Source organism: Roseinatronobacter monicus (assembly GCF_006716865.1).
Lineage (GTDB): Bacteria > Pseudomonadota > Alphaproteobacteria > Rhodobacterales > Rhodobacteraceae > Roseinatronobacter > Roseinatronobacter monicus.
This window is the reverse complement of record NZ_VFPT01000001.1, coordinates 3,095,416-3,111,284: the sequence shown is the minus strand read 5'-3', so window position 1 is coordinate 3,111,284 and position 15,869 is coordinate 3,095,416. Positions and strand designations below refer to the sequence as shown.

The 15,869-nt window shown below is 60.4% G+C and carries 15 protein-coding genes; 7 read left to right on the top strand and 8 right to left on the bottom strand.

Features of this window, described 5'->3' with window-relative positions; genetic code table 11:
• Positions 1-268: 268 nt before the first annotated feature.
• The 4 genes from iolB to BD293_RS14835 form a co-directional block, all read right to left on the bottom strand.
• On the bottom strand, positions 269-1,066 hold the full coding sequence (gene iolB / locus BD293_RS14850) for a 5-deoxy-glucuronate isomerase (RefSeq protein ID WP_142082985.1): 798 nt from the start codon (positions 1,064-1,066) through the stop codon (positions 269-271).
• Complete coding sequence (locus BD293_RS14845) at positions 1,066-1,857, bottom strand: ATP-binding cassette domain-containing protein (RefSeq protein WP_142082983.1); 792 nt, start codon at positions 1,855-1,857, stop codon at positions 1,066-1,068. Before BD293_RS14845 ends, iolB begins: the two co-directional genes overlap by 1 nt.
• Position 1,858: 1 nt before the next feature.
• Positions 1,859-2,974 (bottom strand): ABC transporter permease, encoded by a 1,116-nt coding sequence (locus BD293_RS14840; protein ID WP_211841040.1) that lies wholly within the window; start codon positions 2,972-2,974, stop codon positions 1,859-1,861.
• An 86-nt stretch (positions 2,975-3,060) separates the two neighbouring features.
• Positions 3,061-4,008: a sugar ABC transporter substrate-binding protein gene (locus BD293_RS14835; protein ID WP_142082980.1), complete on the bottom strand. Its 948-nt coding sequence runs from the start codon at positions 4,006-4,008 to the stop codon at positions 3,061-3,063.
• 175 nt (positions 4,009-4,183) lie between these two features.
• On the opposite strand from BD293_RS14835, the gene BD293_RS14830 reads away from it, so the two are divergent.
• Positions 4,184-5,194 (top strand): LacI family DNA-binding transcriptional regulator, encoded by a 1,011-nt coding sequence (locus BD293_RS14830; protein ID WP_142082978.1) that lies wholly within the window; start codon positions 4,184-4,186, stop codon positions 5,192-5,194.
• A gap of 10 nt (positions 5,195-5,204) precedes the next feature.
• On the opposite strand, the gene BD293_RS14825 is transcribed toward BD293_RS14830, so the two are convergent.
• Genes BD293_RS14825 through BD293_RS14815 form a run of 3 tightly spaced genes read right to left on the bottom strand, consistent with a single transcriptional unit; the run spans position 5,205 to position 8,367 of the window.
• Positions 5,205-6,335, bottom strand: a complete 1,131-nt coding sequence (locus BD293_RS14825; RefSeq protein WP_142082975.1) for a Gfo/Idh/MocA family protein — start codon at positions 6,333-6,335, stop codon at positions 5,205-5,207.
• Between the two features lie 12 nt (positions 6,336-6,347).
• Complete coding sequence (locus BD293_RS14820; RefSeq protein WP_142082973.1) at positions 6,348-7,238, bottom strand: sugar phosphate isomerase/epimerase family protein; 891 nt, start codon at positions 7,236-7,238, stop codon at positions 6,348-6,350.
• A gap of 13 nt (positions 7,239-7,251) precedes the next feature.
• Positions 7,252-8,367, bottom strand: coding sequence for a Gfo/Idh/MocA family protein (locus BD293_RS14815; RefSeq protein ID WP_142082971.1), 1,116 nt, complete (start codon positions 8,365-8,367; stop codon positions 7,252-7,254).
• Positions 8,368-8,489: 122 nt separating this feature from the next.
• On the opposite strand from BD293_RS14815, the gene iolD reads away from it, so the two are divergent.
• From iolD to BD293_RS14785, 6 genes are all read left to right on the top strand, one after another.
• Positions 8,490-10,361, top strand: coding sequence for a 3D-(3,5/4)-trihydroxycyclohexane-1,2-dione acylhydrolase (decyclizing) (gene iolD, locus BD293_RS14810; RefSeq protein WP_246086316.1), 1,872 nt, complete (start codon positions 8,490-8,492; stop codon positions 10,359-10,361).
• Between the two features lies 1 nt (position 10,362).
• The gene (gene iolC / locus BD293_RS14805) at positions 10,363-11,331 is read left to right on the top strand and encodes a 5-dehydro-2-deoxygluconokinase (protein ID WP_142082968.1); all 969 of its coding nucleotides are present in this window, start codon (positions 10,363-10,365) and stop codon (positions 11,329-11,331) included.
• A 12-nt stretch (positions 11,332-11,343) separates the two neighbouring features.
• Complete coding sequence (locus BD293_RS14800) at positions 11,344-12,183, top strand: 5-deoxy-glucuronate isomerase (protein ID WP_142082966.1); 840 nt, start codon at positions 11,344-11,346, stop codon at positions 12,181-12,183.
• On the top strand, positions 12,180-13,019 hold the full coding sequence (locus BD293_RS14795; RefSeq protein WP_142082964.1) for a class II fructose-bisphosphate aldolase: 840 nt from the start codon (positions 12,180-12,182) through the stop codon (positions 13,017-13,019). The genes BD293_RS14800 and BD293_RS14795 overlap by 4 nt, the downstream gene beginning before the upstream one ends.
• Before the next feature lies 1 nt (position 13,020).
• Positions 13,021-14,016: an inositol 2-dehydrogenase gene (gene iolG / locus BD293_RS14790; RefSeq protein ID WP_142082962.1), complete on the top strand. Its 996-nt coding sequence runs from the start codon at positions 13,021-13,023 to the stop codon at positions 14,014-14,016.
• A gap of 79 nt (positions 14,017-14,095) precedes the next feature.
• Positions 14,096-15,243, top strand: a protein-coding gene (locus tag BD293_RS14785; RefSeq protein WP_142084307.1) for an IS630 family transposase whose coding sequence is annotated in 2 segments (ribosomal slippage) — positions 14,096-14,543 and positions 14,543-15,243 — 1,149 coding nt in all. Because the reading frame shifts where the segments join, the coding sequence is not laid out codon by codon here.
• 9 nt (positions 15,244-15,252) lie between these two features.
• Here BD293_RS14785 and BD293_RS14780 read toward each other — a convergent pair.
• Complete coding sequence (locus BD293_RS14780) at positions 15,253-15,447, bottom strand: hypothetical protein (protein ID WP_142082960.1); 195 nt, start codon at positions 15,445-15,447, stop codon at positions 15,253-15,255.
• Positions 15,448-15,869: the final 422 nt, after the last annotated feature.

The following is a 15,869-nucleotide window of genomic DNA, read 5'->3' as shown; positions in this document are numbered from 1 at the left end:
GGGGCGTGATCGCCTGTGTGGCATTTCACAGAAGTAAAGCAGTCAACGCCGTTCTGTGCAAAGGCTTTCTGCACGTCGTGGCCGACGCGCCTTGCCTATTCCCTCATGCTCTGGCGCGTGTGACATGCGCAAAGCGCTGGCGGAGCCGCAGGGTGCCCCAATCTGCATTCTTGGTCACAGCCATGCAGCGGCGGTTCTCCAACACGGGCCCCGTTTGATGCACCACCATGCAGGGACAGGCCTAGTGCCAAAGCGCCTGACTGCTGCCCTAGGTGTTCATATGCGCAAAGGCCGGATGCGTCTGGAAGCGCCATGCCCGCCGTGGGCCAGCCATAACGTTGAGGTAATACATCTCTACCCCATGCGGGGCCGCGCATGGATGATGCCCCCTTGGGACCAGAACGACATCATGATCCGCTGGGGCCAAGGTTTCATCAAGGCTCAGGTCATCCGTGAAAATCCGCTGAATGCCAAAGCAATCGGACGGATTCAGCCGGTGATAATATGTCTCTTCGAGATAGGTCAGCGCGGGATAGTCATCTTCGTCATGGCGGTGGGGCGGGTAAGATGACCAATGACCGGCAGGTGTGAAGACCTCGGTCACCAGCAGGCTGTCGGCCACATCGCGCCCCTCCATCGCAATATTGTTGATGTAGCGGGTATTGGTGCCAGTGCCGCGTACTTCCAGCGCGATGCCGTCAGGGCCAAGAACCTGAACAGGCCGCCCGCCGGGGCTGGGCGCACTGCATACGGCAAGCGTGCACTGCGTTGTGGCGCGGGCCTGCCAAGGGGCGGCAGGGGGCACATACAGGCAATGGGGCGCGCTGCGCTCGAATACGTCCAGCCGGTTGCCCATTTCGCCAAGCCACACACCATCTGCGGTGAGATCGGCGCAGCCCTCGACCAGCACAAGGATCGCTTCGCGCCCGTCAAGCTGGCCCGTCGCCACGTCGCCGGGCGCAAGTCGCCACAGATCGAACCCGACAAAGTGCCAGCCTGCATCTTCAGGTGTGATTGCATGGATGCGCCCACCCTGCGCGGTGGGCTTGCGCAACAAATGCGCCATCAGACAGTTCCACCAAGTGAGCCCTCAAGCGCGACCATTTCCTGACCGCCTGCCATCAGGTCTTGCAATTCTTCTGGGGTGATCTGCCCGCGTTGGGCTGTGCCCAGCGTCTTGCCACGGTTCAGCACCGTAAACCTGTCGCCAACGGCCAAAGCATGGCGCACGTTATGGGTGATAAAGACAATTCCGATTCCGGTCTTGCGGACCTTGTCGATGGTGGACAGCACATTCGCGGTCTGGCGCACGCCCAACGCGCTTGTCGGCTCGTCCAGAATAAGGACCTTCGCGCCGAAATGCACTGCGCGCGCGATGGCCACAGTCTGCCGCTCGCCGCCCGACAAGGTGCCGACCGCTTGGTCCGGAGAGCGCAGATTGATGCCCATCTTGCGCATCTCCTCCATCGTCACCTCATTGGCGGTTTTGAAGTCCATGAATTTGAACGGGCCAACCCGTTTGATCGGTTCTCGCCCCATCCAGAAATTGCGTGTGACACTCATCAGCGGGATCATGGCAAGATCCTGATAGACCGTGGCGATGCCCGCTTCCATCGCATCGCGGGGGCTGTCGAAACTCATCTGGCGGCCCTCGAAAAAGATCGCGCCTTTTGTGGGTTTGTGCACGCCTGCCATCGTTTTGATAAAGGTCGATTTGCCAGCGCCGTTATCGCCAAGCAGGCAATGACACTCGCCGGGGCGAATATCGAAGCTGACGCCGTTCAGTGCGATGACCGGGCCGAAATGCTTTTCAATATCGCGCATCTCGACAATCGGGTTGTGATCATAGGGTTCCATCTTAACGCTCCCCCGTGATGATGCGGCGGATATATGTGTTCAGGATCACCGCAAACAGCAAGATGACGCCCAGAAACACCCGGAACAGGCTGGATTCCACACCGGCAAAGAACAATCCCTGTTGCACAACACCAAAGATCAACGCCCCAAGTGCCGCCCCGATGACCGACCCATACCCGCCTGTCAGCAACGCGCCGCCGATGACCACAGCAATAATTGCCTCAAACTCCTTGAGCAGGCCCCGATCCGCCCCGGCAGAGCCGAATTCCATGACCTGACAGGTGGCAAACACACAGGCGCAGAATGCCGTGAACATGAACATCTGAATTTTCACTCTGTTCACAGGCACACCGACATAGCGCGCCGCCTGTGCGTCACCGCCTGCGGCAAAGATCCAGTTGCCGAATTGTGTCCGCGTCAACACGATATGGGCGACAACCATCAGCCCAAGGGCCCAGACAATCAGCATCGGAATGCCATTGACGATGGGCTCGCCCATGCGCGTGCCACGCGTGAAGACACCGATCAGCTCCATATCCGCCAGCCAGTTGAAAAAGCCGCCGCCGATCTTGCCGCCAAATAGCGGAGCCAGCCAGTCGCCCTCGGCCCTTTCGGAAATGCCGCCGATAATGGTGCGCCGCTCGATCAGTTGTGGAAAGAAAATCGTGAATCCGCGCAGGATGAACAGGAACGCCAGTGTCACGATGAAGCTAGGCAGGCCCGTGCGCACAACAATGATGCCATTCAGCGCTCCCACAGCGGTGCACAGAACGAAGGTCAGCAGAATCGCAATCCAGACAGGCCATTGCAACGTGACCGAGATGAGCGCGATCGACATGCCTGCAAACCCGATCATGGACCCGACACTCAGGTCAAACTCGCCTGCGATCATCAGCATGCAGGCACCCACGGCGATGATCATGAACTGGGCCGATACGGTTGACCAGTTCAGAACGCCCTGCGCGTTGAACATACCGCTGTCACCGGCAAATATGATGAAAAACGAGAAAACGGCGATTGTGCCCACGATGGCACCCAGCTCTGGCCGGATCAGGGCTTTTCGCAGCTTCGAGGTTTCCTTGATACGTTCGTCAACGGCCACGCCCATACTAGACATCGCACACGCCTCCTGTTCGGCAGAAAGAGAACCTAGGTGAGAAAGTGGGCGCGATAGTCCGCGCCCACTCAAGAAGCGTCAGACCTCTAGCGGTATTCGCCTGCCAGTTCGGCCACCAGATCCAGCGCATCAGCGGTCACGAAACCCGGACCAGAGTTGATGTTGTTGCCCGGAAGCACGCCGTAGCGGTGATAGTTGGTCATCACGATGACCGGCAGATAAGCTTGCAGGAAGGGCTGCTGATCAATGCCCCACTGAATTACACCGTCGCGGATTGCATTCACGATGTCCCCGCCCAGATCGAACGTGCCGAAATAGATATCGCCCGCCAAACCGATCTGCTCCAGCGCCAGAATGGTCGGGTCGGCAGATGTGGGGCCAAGCGTCAGCACGGCGTCCGTGTCTGGGTTCGAGTTGAGATACGCGGTCACGCGGTTCTGAATCTCGCTCGGGTCTTGCCCGCTGTCGATCATCTGGTTGCCCAGATCAACACCCAGACCGTCCGCAAAGCCCTGACAGCGTTCGGTCGAAGAGGGCGACGAGATGTAATGGTTAACGCACAGGAAGCTGGAAATGCCATCCCCCGCTGCGCGTTGTCCGGCGGCGAAACCTGCGTCATATTCTGGCTGCCCCACATACATCAACGCGCCGAGTTCGCGCGCTGCGTCGGGTGTCCCCGAGTTGATGATGATGACATCAATGCCCGATTCCACAGCCGCACGAATTGGCCCTGACAGCACATCGGGGTCCGCCAGCGTGGTGATAATGCCATTTGGCGCGCTTGCTGCTGCCTGCTCAATGATGCGGGCCATGTCTGCCAAGTCACCTGTGGGCGGGTTGCGGTATTCCACCGTGACGTCCATCTGCTCGCCCGCGAGTGCCAGACCGTTCTTGATGGTGTTCCACCAGCTGTCACTGTCGGGCGCGTGGCTGACCAGCACATAACGCTCTCCCTCGGCCATGGCGCTGCTGGCGCCCATCAGCGCAGTCGCCGCAACGGCGCTGACCGCAATCGTCTTGATCGTTGTTTTCATGATGTCCTCCCAAACATGTTCTGGGCAAATGCAGGTCCTCGCCTTCAAGCCCTGAGCGAACTGTAATCCCGAATCAATCATTTTGCAACCGGTTGCAAAAAGAATTGGAAAAATGGTATATTTCGGGGCAGGGTGGTCTGTAGTAGAAGGCGTGCCAAAGCAGTTGGATGGAAAAATGGCAGTGACTCTGAGAGACGTGGCGCTTCGCGCGGGTGTCTCGCGCTCTGCGGTCTCGCGCACCTTTACCGAAGGGGCGTCGGTGTCGGCCAAGACCCGCGCCAAGGTTGAGAAAGCGGCCGCAGAACTTCGCTACAGCCCGAATGCGATTGCCTCGTCATTAACTACGGGCCGCACCAAACTGATCGGGCTTGTCTCGAACAACTTTCACAACCCGTTGTTTCTGGAAGTGTTCGACCTCTTTACCCGAGGACTGCAAGATCGCGGGTTGCGGCCATTGCTGGTGAACCTCAGCGATGAAACCGATCCCGCAAATTCTGTCAGAATGCTGCGGCAATATTCCGTCGATGGCGTGATCGTGGCGTCCTCGACCTTGCCGCCCAGCTTTGCCGAAGCGTTCCGCGATGCAGGCGTGCCGGTCGTGCACTCCTTTGGCCGCTACACCACAATCCCGCATGTGCATGTGGTCGGCATTGACAACATCGCCTGCGGTCGTATGGCCGCCGAGGCGCTTATTGCGCGCGGGCATCGGTCTGTTGCCTTTTTGGGCGGTCCCGAAAAGGCGACTTCGACCCAGGATCGCGCAGGCGGGTTCCTCGATGCGTTGTCCAGCCACCCCGAAATCGAGGTCAGCATCAGCTATGCCAGCGCCTATTCTTTCGATGCAGGCCGCGCGGAAATGCAGCGGCTTTTGCAAAGCACGTCGGCCGAGGCGTATTTCTGCGGGGATGACGTGCTGTCAATCGGGGCGCTGTCGGCCATCCGCGACGCGGGGCTGCGCGTGCCTGATGACATTGGCATCATCGGGCTGAATGATATGGAAATGTCGCGCTGGGAAAACATCAACCTGACTACGATCCGTCAGCCTGTGGCCCAGATTATTGGCGCTTCGATTGATCTGGTGGTTGAAACGATACAGCACCCTGACCGCCACCCCGAAACGCGCCTTTTCCCTTGTCGCGTGATTGAACGCGGCACGTTGCGGCCCGCAGGCATGACGCAAGCCTAAGCAGGGTGCTTTAGCGAAATATGGGTGGCCTTGCATCGATCCATGCACCATCAGCCCGAGCCGAAGCAACCGCAGCATAGACCGCCGCCATCGAGCGCAGGCCATCCTCGGCCAAAGGCAACCCGTCGCGCGCCTCGCCCCGGATGGCGGCAGCCAGATCGACATAGATATTCGCCACAGCCAGCGGGAACCCTTCGGGATGGGCAATTGCGACACGGCTTAGGCGCGCAGCATCGCTGCTCAGGCCCGCCTCGCCCTTTTCCATGATCTGCGTGCGGCCCCCGACAGGTGTGTAATACACCTGATTGGGCTGTTCCGACGCCCATCGCATCCCGCCGGTTTCGCCAAAGACCTGAATATCAAAGCCGTGCTGACGACCAATCGCCACGGATGACGTCCAAAGCCGCCCGACCGTGCCCCCCGCCATGCGGAAATTCACCATAGCGTCGTCTTCCAGCACGCGGCTGGGGATGGTCGAGGCAAAATCCGCAGAAACCGTTTCCACCTCATTGCCGGTGATGAAACTGGCCATATGCAGCGCGTGAATGCCGCAATCGGCGAATTGCCCCGACACCCCCGCCATCGCCGGATCATAGCGCCAACGCACGCGCGGATTGTCGGCATCGGTGGCATCGCCATGATGGCCGTGGCTGAAATTCGTGACCACCAGACGCACACGGCCAATCTGACCGCTGCGCACCAGGGCGCGCATTTCGCGCACCATGGGATAGGCGGAATAGCAGTAATTTACCGCGCAAATCCTGCCAGCGGCCCGCGCCACGCGCACGATTTCCTCGCCCTCCTCCACAGTCATGGTCATGGGCTTTTCGCACAGCACATGAAAGCCTGCTTCCAGAAACGCCTTGGTGATCTCGAAATGCGTGGCATTCGGTGTGGCAACCGTGACCAGATTCACCCGGTCGTTACGCCCGCGCTCGCCCGCCAGCATCTCGCGCCAGTCGCCATAGGCGCGATCAGGTGCCACACCAAGGCGCTGCGCATAGGCGCGGCCCTTGTCGGCATCATGATCCAGCGCGCCCGCCGACAGCGTGAAGTTGCCATCCGCCAAAGCGCCCAGACGGTGCGCAGGTCCGATCTGGCTGCCTTCGCCGCCTCCGATCATTCCCCAATTCAGTTTCATGCCAGAACCCCCTTAGAACCCGATGTTTTGCAGGTATTCCCGGTTGGCGCGCGCATCATCGACGGGCGAGACATCCAGCGTCGGGTCGCAATCCTGCTCGACGGTGCACCAGCCTTGGAAGCCATGATCCAGCAGCAGTTGGCGCACCGCCGGAAAATCGACATCCCCCTGTCCCAGATTGCAGAAAATACCTTGCCCGCAAGCCTCATAGAACCCGGTGCCCTTTGCGATGACATCGGCCTTTACGCTTGGCGAGATATCCTTGAAATGCATATAAGAAATGCGGTCCATATGCCTGCGCATGAAAGCCACGGGATCAAAGCCCGCATAGGAATGATGGCCTGTGTCGAAGCAGATTTTCAGGATGTCTTCGGGCACTTCCTCCAGCAACCGCTCCAGTTCCGGCTCGAAATCCATAAAGCCTGCCGCATGGGCGTGAATGCCCACAGTCAGGCCGTATTCCTCAGTCCCCATCCGCGCGACATGGGCGATGCGGTCGCGGAATGCTGCCCATTCGGCGGCGTCCATCGGTTCGGCGGCATCGGCGCGCCCGGCTGTGGGCGCGCGGCGTGGAGAGATGGAATCGATCAACACCAGATGCTGCGCACCATGGGCCACCAGTGCCTTGCAGGTGCGCACCGCGCCATCCAGCACATTGTCCCACTGATCGGGGTCATGGTACGCGCGGAACACGACGCCGCCGATCAGCTCCAGTTGATGTTCGGTCAAAGCCTCTGCCAGCAGCGCCGGGTCTTCTGGCATGAAGCCCACGGGCCCCAGTTCGATCCCGGTATATCCGGCGTCCGCGCATTCCTTCAGCACGCGCCGCCAAGGTGGGTTGCGCGGATCGTCGGGAAACTCGACACCCCATGAACAGGGAGCATTGCCGATACGAATAGTCATGCTTGGGGCCCTTTCAGCCAAGTGGAACAGAATGCCAGCGGCCATCCGTGGCCGTGGCGAAGGCGGTTTCAATCACCTGCGCCACGGCCAGCCCGTCGCGGAAGGTGGGCCAGACGGGCTGGCCTGAATGGATGGCGTGCAGGAAATCGCGGGCCTCTATGATGATCTGGTCCTGATAGCCGGTGCCATGCCCCGGCCCCTGACAGAACGGCAGGTAATCAGGATGCGCGGGGCCTGTCAGGATTTTCGTGAAGCCGCGCTGCGCGTCCGGCCCGTCAGCCCGGTACAGCCAGACGGCGTTCTGATCTTCCTGATCGAAGCGGACAGCCCCCTTGGTGCCATGAATTTCATAGGCATAGCCCATTTTGCGCCCGGTCGCCGCGCGGCTGAAGTACAGATGCCCCATCACGCCGGATGCAAAACGCACCATCATCTGTCCGTGGTCGTCATTATCGACCGGCGTAGGCCCATCAGCGCCGGGACGCACAGGGTGGAGCGTTTCAACGCGTGCCGACAGCTCTGTAATGTCCCCCATCAATGCCAGCGCACAATTGACCATATGCGGTGCCAGATCGCCCATGCAGCCATTGGCGCGGCCATGACAGCGCCAGTTCGCGGGGATGGCGGGATCGGCCAGAAAATCCTCGGTATGCTCGCCCCGAAACCATGTCAGATCGCCGATTGCACCGTCAGTCAGAAGCTGGCGCACGAATTGCGTGGCGGGGGTGCGGATATAGTTGAAGCCGACCATATTGGGCAGGCCCGCGCTTTCAGCCGCCGCGACCATCGCCTGCGCATCGGCGACCGAGGCCCCGAGCGGCTTTTCGCAAAATACCGGCTTGCCCAGCGCGAAGGCGGTTTCCGAAATCTGGCGGTGCGTGGCTTGCGGCGAGGCGATTACCACAGCCTCGACCTTTGGATCGGCCACAAGCGTTTGCCAGTCATCAGCAGCGCGCGCAAAGCCAAAGGCGGCGCGGTAGCGTTCAGATGATTCGGGGCTGGAGGCTGTCACCATTTCCAGCCTTGGGCGCAGGGAGGTGTTGAAAACCGCACCCACAGCCGCATAGGCCACTGCATGGGCTTTGCCCATATAGCCCCCGCCCACAAGGCCGATTCCGATCTCTTGCATGATTCGTCCTTCGCTTTGCGTGACTCGGCTTGCAACCGGTTGCAAAATTGTTATCCTCTGACTCAACAGCGCGCAACCGGTAATCGCAAGAACCCGCGCAGATCGAGAAGGGGAGGACAGACATGACCGTGACAGCCCGCACCATCCGGCAGACAGCAGCGCAGGCGATCACACGCTACCTGTTGAACCAGTATATCGAGATTGACGGTGTCGAGACACGCATTTGCGGCGGCGGTTTTGGCATTTTCGGGCATGGCAATGTGCCCTGTCTGGGCGAAGCGCTGTATCCGCATATCGACACGATGCCGCTTTACCGGGGCCAGAACGAGCAGAGCATGGGCTTTGCGGCGGCGGCCTATGCGAAATACCATCTGCGCCGCCGCTTCATGTTCTGCACGGCCAGCGCGGGGCCGGGCACGGCCAATCTGCTGACGGCGGCGGCACTTGCCCATGCCAACCGCCTGCCCCTGCTGATGCTGTGCGGTGACACGTTCCTGACGCGCCTGCCTGATCCGGTGCTGCAACAATTGGAGCATTTCGGCAATCCGACGCTGGGCGTGAATGATGCGTTCAAGGCTGTGTCCCGCTTCTGGGACCGGATCACGCATCCGGCGCAAGTGATCCAGTCGCTGCCTGCCGCATTGGCCACAATGCTGGACCCCGCAGATTGCGGCCCTGCCTTTATCGCCCTGCCGCAGGATGTGCAGGGCTGGGCCTATGACTACCCCGAAAGCTTCTTTGACCGCCGAGTGCACCGCATTCGCAGGCAAGCACCGGATATGGCCGAGGTGGCGGAAGCGGCGGCCCTTCTGGCAGGTGCTGCGCGCCCCATGATCATCGCAGGCGGGGGCGTGCAATATTCCGGCGCTGTGGCCGAACTGACCGCTTTTGCCGAAGCGCATGGCATTCCGGTGGTTGAGACCATCGCGGGGCGCGCAAACCTGCTGGCTACGCATCCGCTGAATATCGGCCCCATCGGCGTGACCGGATCGGACAGCGCCAACGCAATCGCTGAACAGGCCGATGTGGTGCTGGCCGTGGGCACGCGGTTGCAGGATTTCACGACCGGATCATGGACGGCCTTTGCTGGCGACGCGCGGCTGATCGGGCTGAATGTGGGGCGGCATGATGCGATGAAGCACCTGTCCCTGCCGGTGGTGGGCGATGCAAAGCTGGCACTGACGGCGCTGGGCCGTGCTTTGGGCGGGTATCGCGCGCCGGAGGGCTGGACGCGCAGCGCCCAAGGTGAGCGGCGCACATGGGATGCCTATGTCGCGGAGAATGTGGCGCATGGAAACCGCCCCAACAGCTACGCGCAGGCCATTGGCGTGGTGAACGCGCTCTGTGATCCGCGCGACCGCGTGGTGACGGCGGCAGGTGGTTTGCCCGCCGAAGTGACCGCGAACTGGCGCACGCTGGATGTGGGCACAGTAGATGTGGAATTCGGTTTTTCCTGCATGGGATACGAGATTGCCGGCGGCTGGGGCGCGCGCATCGCGCAGGCCGAGGGCGAGGCGGATAAAGACACCATCGTCCTTGTGGGCGACGGCAGCTATCTGCTGATGAATTCAGACATCTACTCCTCTGTCCTGACGCAGAAGAAGCTGATCATTCTGGTGCTGGACAATGGCGGTTTCGCGGTCATCAACAAGCTGCAAAACAACACCGGACAAGACAGTTTCAACAACCTGATCGCCGATTGCCCGACAGTGCCAGAGCCGTTTGCCGTGGATTTTGAGGCGCATGCGCGGTCCATGGGGGCCGATGCTGTGACCGTCGCCAACCCGACCGAGTTGGGCGCGGCCTTTACCCGCGCGAAAGCGTCCGACAAGACCACGGTGATCGTCATGCAGGTGGACGCTTACGAGGGCTGGACGACCGGAGGCCATGCGTGGTGGGAGGTCGGCACGCCGCAAACCTCTGACAATGCCAATGTGCGCGCCAAACATGCCGAGATTGAGGCCACACGCGCCAAGCAGCGGCAGGGGGTGTAGCATGCAGCTTAAGGGCAATCGCTTCGTCATCATCGGGCGCGCGGGCATGGATTTTTATCCCGACCCGCCGGGCACCAGAACCGAAGATGCCACGCATTTCGTCGCCTGCCTTGGGGGGTCATCCGCGAATATCGGGGTGGCGATCTGCAAGCTTGGGGGCAGCGCGGACCTTGTCACTTGCGTGTCGGATGACGCCATCGGCCGCTTTGCTCTGAACGAGTTGGACAAATACGGTATTGGCCGCGCGCATGTGCGTTCTGTGGGCGGCGAGGCGCGCAATTCGCTTGCTGTGGTGGAGAGCCGGATCGAGGACCATCAATCGGTCATCTACCGCAACGGGGCGGCTGATTTCGAGATGATGATGGCCGATGTCGAGGCGGTGGATTACAGCCGCTATGATGCGTTGATCACTACAGGCACAGTCTTCGCGGCAGAACCTTCGCGCTCTGCCGCGTTCAGGGGGTTTGAACTGGCCAAGGCGGCGAGCCTGCCCCTGATCTTTGATATCGACTACCGCCCCTATTCATGGCCATCGCCGGAAGTGGCGGCAGAGGTCTATTCCCGCGCCGGGGCCATGTGCGATGTGATTGTCGGCAATGATGTGGAATTCGGCTTCATGGCCGGTGACTATGCGCGCGGGCTGGACAAGGCGCGCGAACTGGTCGCCCAAGGCGCGCGGCTGGCTGTCTACAAGATGGGCGAAAAGGGCGCGATCACCATCACGCCTGAGGGCGAAATCACAACCGGCATTTACCGCACCGAAGCGCTGAAACCGACGGGCGCAGGCGACAGTTTCATGGGCGGGCTTGTGGCCGGTCTGGCGGATGGCCTGCCTGTGCGCGAGGCTGTGCTGCAAGGCTCTGCTGCGGCGGCAATGGTGGTGGCGCGGGTCGGCTGCGCGCCTGCCATGCCCACAACCCAAGAGCTTGAGGATTTCCTCAAGCATCATGCCGACCCAAACGCGGCCTGAAAGGACACTTCCATGCATATCGCACCCCATGACAACAAGAACCAACCGATTGTCGATGTGAATGACGCCCATGTTCCGCTGGTCTATTTCAACATCGTCAGGCTGAACGCAGGCGCGCAGTTTGACTACCGCGTACCGGGCTATGAAACCTGCATCGTTCCGGCTACTGGCACGGTGAGCGTGGAAACGGGCGGCGATACATTCAGAGACATCGGCCAGCGCGGCGCGGATGTCTGGGATGGCGAACCCGAAGGGGTCTATGTCCCGACAGATACGGGCGCGCGCATCACCGCGCTGAGGGATACAGAGGTCTTCATTGCAGGCGCGCAATTCGCGGAAACGATGACGCCTTTCGCCGTGCGCGCGGGCGATCTGGACGTCGTGCAATATGGCAGCGACGACACCAAGACACACCGCAAGATCAAACACATCCTTGGGGCTGCGCATCATGACCGCGTGGGGCGTTTGCTGGTCAGCGAACTGTTCACAGTGGGTGCGGGCGGTTGGTCGGGCTTTCCCAGTCACAAGCATGACACGGATCGCTTGCCGGACGAGACGCGCCATGACGAATGCTACAATTTCCGCTTCAAGCCCGACTATGGGTCGGGGCTGCAAATGCTGCAACGGGTCGATAATGAACCGGGGGATGCCTACCACATCGTCAATGGATCAACCGTGCTGATCGACAAGGGCTATCATCCCTGCTGCGTGCTGCCGGGCTATGAGATGTATTATTTCACCATCCTTGGCGGGCAGTCGCAGCGCAGCCTGAAGCAGTATTTCCAGCCCACACATGCGGCCCAACTGCACACAATCCCCGGAATCATGGATATGGTGGCAAAGTTCAAATGACCCTCGCAACTCTGTCAGATGTGCTGCAACCCGCGCTAAAAGGGGGCTATGCCGTGCCCGGTCTGGTCTGTCTGGGCTGGGAAGACATGCGCGCTTATGTCATGGCCGCGCAGGCCGAACGCGCGCCTGTGATCCTGCAAGCCGGGCCAAGCTGTCGCGCGCATACGCCCTTGCCGGTGCTGGGCGCGATGTTCCGCAATCTGGCCGCCAGTGTCGATGTGCCCGTGGTGGCGCATCTGGATCATGGCTATACATTGGACGAATGCCGCGAAGCGCTGGAGGCAGGGTTCACCTCGCTGATGTATGACGGCTCGCGCAAGCCCCTGGCGCAGAACATTAACGAGACCGCGCAAGTGGCGGCGATGGCCCATGCGGCGGGTATCTCCTGCGAGGGCGAGATCGGTTTTGTTGGCTATTCGGGCGGCGAAGGCTCTGCCGGAACCGACCCTGAAGAAGCCGCGATCTTTGCCCGTGATAGTGGCGTTGATGCCATGGCGATTTCCGTGGGCAATGTGCATCTGCAAACCGACCATGAGGGGGGCTTGGACGAGGCCCGCATCCGCGCGATCGAGGCGCTGACGCAGGTGCCGCTGGTCATTCATGGCGGCTCTGGCGTGCCCTATGCGCAGCGTGCGGCCCTTGCGGCGGGCTCGAACATTGCGAAATTCAACATCGGCACCGAATTGCGCATGGCCTTTGGGGCAGCGTTGCGCGCTGCGGTCAATGCCGACGCTGCGCGCTTTGACAGGGTGACAATATTAAGCGAAACACATGATCCGGTTATGGAGGCCGCGCGCGCGGTCATCCGGGGTCTGGGCGCATCGGGGAGGGTCTGAGATGCTGAGAATTGGTCTGTTGGGATGCGGGCGTATCGGGCAGGTGCACGCCCGCAGCATCAAGGCGCTGGACGGCGCGCGGGTGGTGGCGGTGGCTGATGCTGTGCCTGCTGCGGCGCAAGCGCTGGCCAAGACGCGTGGCGCAGAGGTGCGCGATGTGGATGCAATCCTGTCGGCGTCAGATATCGACGCGGTCATCATCGGCACGCCAACGGACAGCCATTTTGAACAGATCATGGGGGCGGCCAAGCACGGCAAGGCAATCTTTTGCGAAAAGCCGATTGATATGTCGGTCGACAATATCCGCGCCTGTATGAAGGCTGTCAGTGCCGCAGGCGTGCCCTTCATGACCGGATTCAACCGCCGGTTTGACCCGAATTTTGAAAGCCTGCGCGCGCGGATCAGGGCCGGGGATATCGGCGCGGTGGAGCTTGTCACCATCACCTCGCGTGACCCTTCGCCGCCGCCTGTGTCCTATATCGAACGTTCCGGCGGGTTGTTCCGGGACATGATGATCCATGATTTCGACATGGCGCGCTTTCTGATGGGGGAAGAATTTATCCGCCTGCATGCGGTGGGCAGCGCGCTCGTTGACCCTGCAATCGGGGCTGCGGGGGATGTGGATACTGCCGCCGTGATCCTGACCACGGCAAGCGGGCGGATTTGTCAGGTTTCCAATTCCCGCAGGGCATCTTACGGCTATGACCAGAGGATCGAGGTGCATGGCGCACACGGTATGCTGCGCGCCGAGAACCAGCTTCAAAGCACTGTCGAAATTGCCACCGATGCGGGGTTTCGCCGCGACCCGGCGCAGCATTTCTTTCTGGAGCGGTACGAGGCCGCCTATCTGGCCGAGATGCGCGCCTTCATCACGGCAGCAACCGGCGGGGCAAGCGCAGACCCCGGAATTGTCGACGGGTTTCGCGCGCAGATTATGGCGGATGCGGCGACAGCCTCGCGCGAGAGCGGCCAGCCAGTCGATTTGCCCGCAGGCTAGTGCCTCGCTTCGGGGTATTTGACAGCTTTGATTTTTTCTGAATCTCTGTGGAGCGTAGCAGCTTTCTGGGGGTGAGATGATGACAAGAGGGTGCAAGCCGAAGTATGTAGTTCGACTGACGACAGAGGAGCGTGAACACCTTGAAGGGATGATCAGAACGGGTCGGCAAGCCGCCTACAGACTGCTGAAGGCGCGGATTTTGCTGAAGGCGGATGTGTCCTCTGATGGCCCGGGATGGGAAGATGCGCGCATTGCCGAGGCATTAGAGACCAGTCTCTCGACTGTTTTCCGCACCCGGCGCCAACTTGTGGAGGAAGGGCTTGAGGCGACTTTAGCGCGCAAAGTTCCAGCGTCGCTTTCACAACCTCGGATCTTCGATGGGCAAGCCGAGGCCAAGCTGATCGCGCTTGCCTGTTCCGAACCACCCGAAGGATATACGCACTGGACACTCAGGTTGTTGGAAAAGCGGGTTGTCGAACTGGGCATTGTTGAGCAGGCCAGTGATACCACAATCCAACGCACGCTTAAAAAAACGCGCTCAAACCGCACCGGAACCGGTACTGGGTAATCCCACCCAAAGCCAACGCTGGTTTCGTGGCGGCCATGGAGAATGTGCTGGACGTCTACACCCGTCCACACGATCAAAACCGTCCGCTGGTTTGTCTGGACGAGACCAGCAAACAATTGACCCGTGAGACCCGCACACCCATTCCCATGCAGCCAGGGCGCGAGGCGCGCCATGACTACGAATATGAACGCGCAGGTGTCGCCAGCCTGTTCATGTTATTCGCTCCTCTGGAGGGCTGGCGCCACGTCGAGATACGCGATCGACGCACTGCCATCGATTATGCCCATATCCTGCGCGATCTGGCTGATCTCCACTTTCCCTATGCCGAAAAGATCGATCTCGTGCAGGATAATCTGAACACCCACAACCCTGCATCGCTGTACGAGGCTTTCCCGCCTGCCCAAGCGCGCCGCATCGCACAACGGTTCGAATGGCACTACACGCCAAAACATGGGTCTTGGCTCAACATCGCTGAATGTGAACTCAGCGTCCTCGCTCGCCAATGTCTGGCCCGGCGCATCCCGGACAAAACTATGCTGAAGGCCGAAGTCGATGCATGGACAACAAATCGCAACTCCCAACGCGCCAAAACCAACTGGCAGTTCACAACTCAAGACGCGCGCACAAAGCTTATCCGGCTTTATCCGCAAATCGAGTGAATCGCAGGACTAGTCTGCGCTGTCAGAACGCCAGTTCAACACCAGATGCCACGCCAGATACCCGCCAATCGCGGCAGCAAGATATGCCCAGATCGTGTTGCCCTGAGACCATTCCACACTTGCCCAGACAAAGGGCACTGCCACCAATAGGTAGCGGCGCCATTTGGGGCGATAGAAAGGGTGAGAGGGGTCTATCAGGCGCACGTTGGCTCTGTTGTCGGGGTGTTTGGTGGATATTGGCAGATGACGGCCACGCGGGCAAGGGGGGCAGGCGGGCGCAGGTGTCCTGAACGCCCCTGCGCCAATGCAAGTGTAAATTGTTCCATATCCGAACCAGAACAGCGCCGCCTGTTCTAATTCATTCGATAAGCGGCGCTTTGGGTGGAAAAATTATCCGTCTAGTATGCCAGTTATACGTGTGGTGGTGTTGACGACCGCGCATAAAATGATGATGAAACAGCTATGATTTTTCTCCCCTGTTCCAGCAGCCTCAAGCGACCGACCCGCGCGGCGGGCAGAAAAAGGGGGCTGCACCGTCAACGGGGCAGGGATTTGACGAAACTCTGTATCCGTGCAGACCGAACGATCCGCTTTGGCGACACTGACTGAAACCGCAATGAAAGACA

What these genes read in the sequence shown, in the direction of transcription:
- BD293_RS14815 (WP_142082971.1), bottom strand. Translation starts at nt 8,367, where the DNA reads ATGCAAGAGATCGGAATCGGCCTTGTGGGCGGGGGCTATATGGGCAAA.
- iolC (WP_142082968.1), top strand. Translation starts at nt 10,363, where the DNA reads ATGCAGCTTAAGGGCAATCGCTTCGTCATCATCGGGCGCGCGGGCATG.
- BD293_RS14835 (WP_142082980.1), bottom strand. Translation starts at nt 4,008, where the DNA reads ATGAAAACAACGATCAAGACGATTGCGGTCAGCGCCGTTGCGGCGACT.
- BD293_RS14830 (WP_142082978.1), top strand. Translation starts at nt 4,184, where the DNA reads ATGGCAGTGACTCTGAGAGACGTGGCGCTTCGCGCGGGTGTCTCGCGC.
- BD293_RS14825 (WP_142082975.1), bottom strand. Translation starts at nt 6,335, where the DNA reads ATGAAACTGAATTGGGGAATGATCGGAGGCGGCGAAGGCAGCCAGATC.
- BD293_RS14820 (WP_142082973.1), bottom strand. Translation starts at nt 7,238, where the DNA reads ATGACTATTCGTATCGGCAATGCTCCCTGTTCATGGGGTGTCGAGTTT.
- iolG (WP_142082962.1), top strand. Translation starts at nt 13,021, where the DNA reads ATGCTGAGAATTGGTCTGTTGGGATGCGGGCGTATCGGGCAGGTGCAC.
- BD293_RS14840 (WP_211841040.1), bottom strand. Translation starts at nt 2,974, where the DNA reads ATGTCTAGTATGGGCGTGGCCGTTGACGAACGTATCAAGGAAACCTCG.
- iolD (WP_246086316.1), top strand. Translation starts at nt 8,490, where the DNA reads ATGACCGTGACAGCCCGCACCATCCGGCAGACAGCAGCGCAGGCGATC.
- BD293_RS14795 (WP_142082964.1), top strand. Translation starts at nt 12,180, where the DNA reads ATGACCCTCGCAACTCTGTCAGATGTGCTGCAACCCGCGCTAAAAGGG.
- iolB (WP_142082985.1), bottom strand. Translation starts at nt 1,066, where the DNA reads ATGGCGCATTTGTTGCGCAAGCCCACCGCGCAGGGTGGGCGCATCCAT.
- BD293_RS14845 (WP_142082983.1), bottom strand. Translation starts at nt 1,857, where the DNA reads ATGGAACCCTATGATCACAACCCGATTGTCGAGATGCGCGATATTGAA.
- BD293_RS14800 (WP_142082966.1), top strand. Translation starts at nt 11,344, where the DNA reads ATGCATATCGCACCCCATGACAACAAGAACCAACCGATTGTCGATGTG.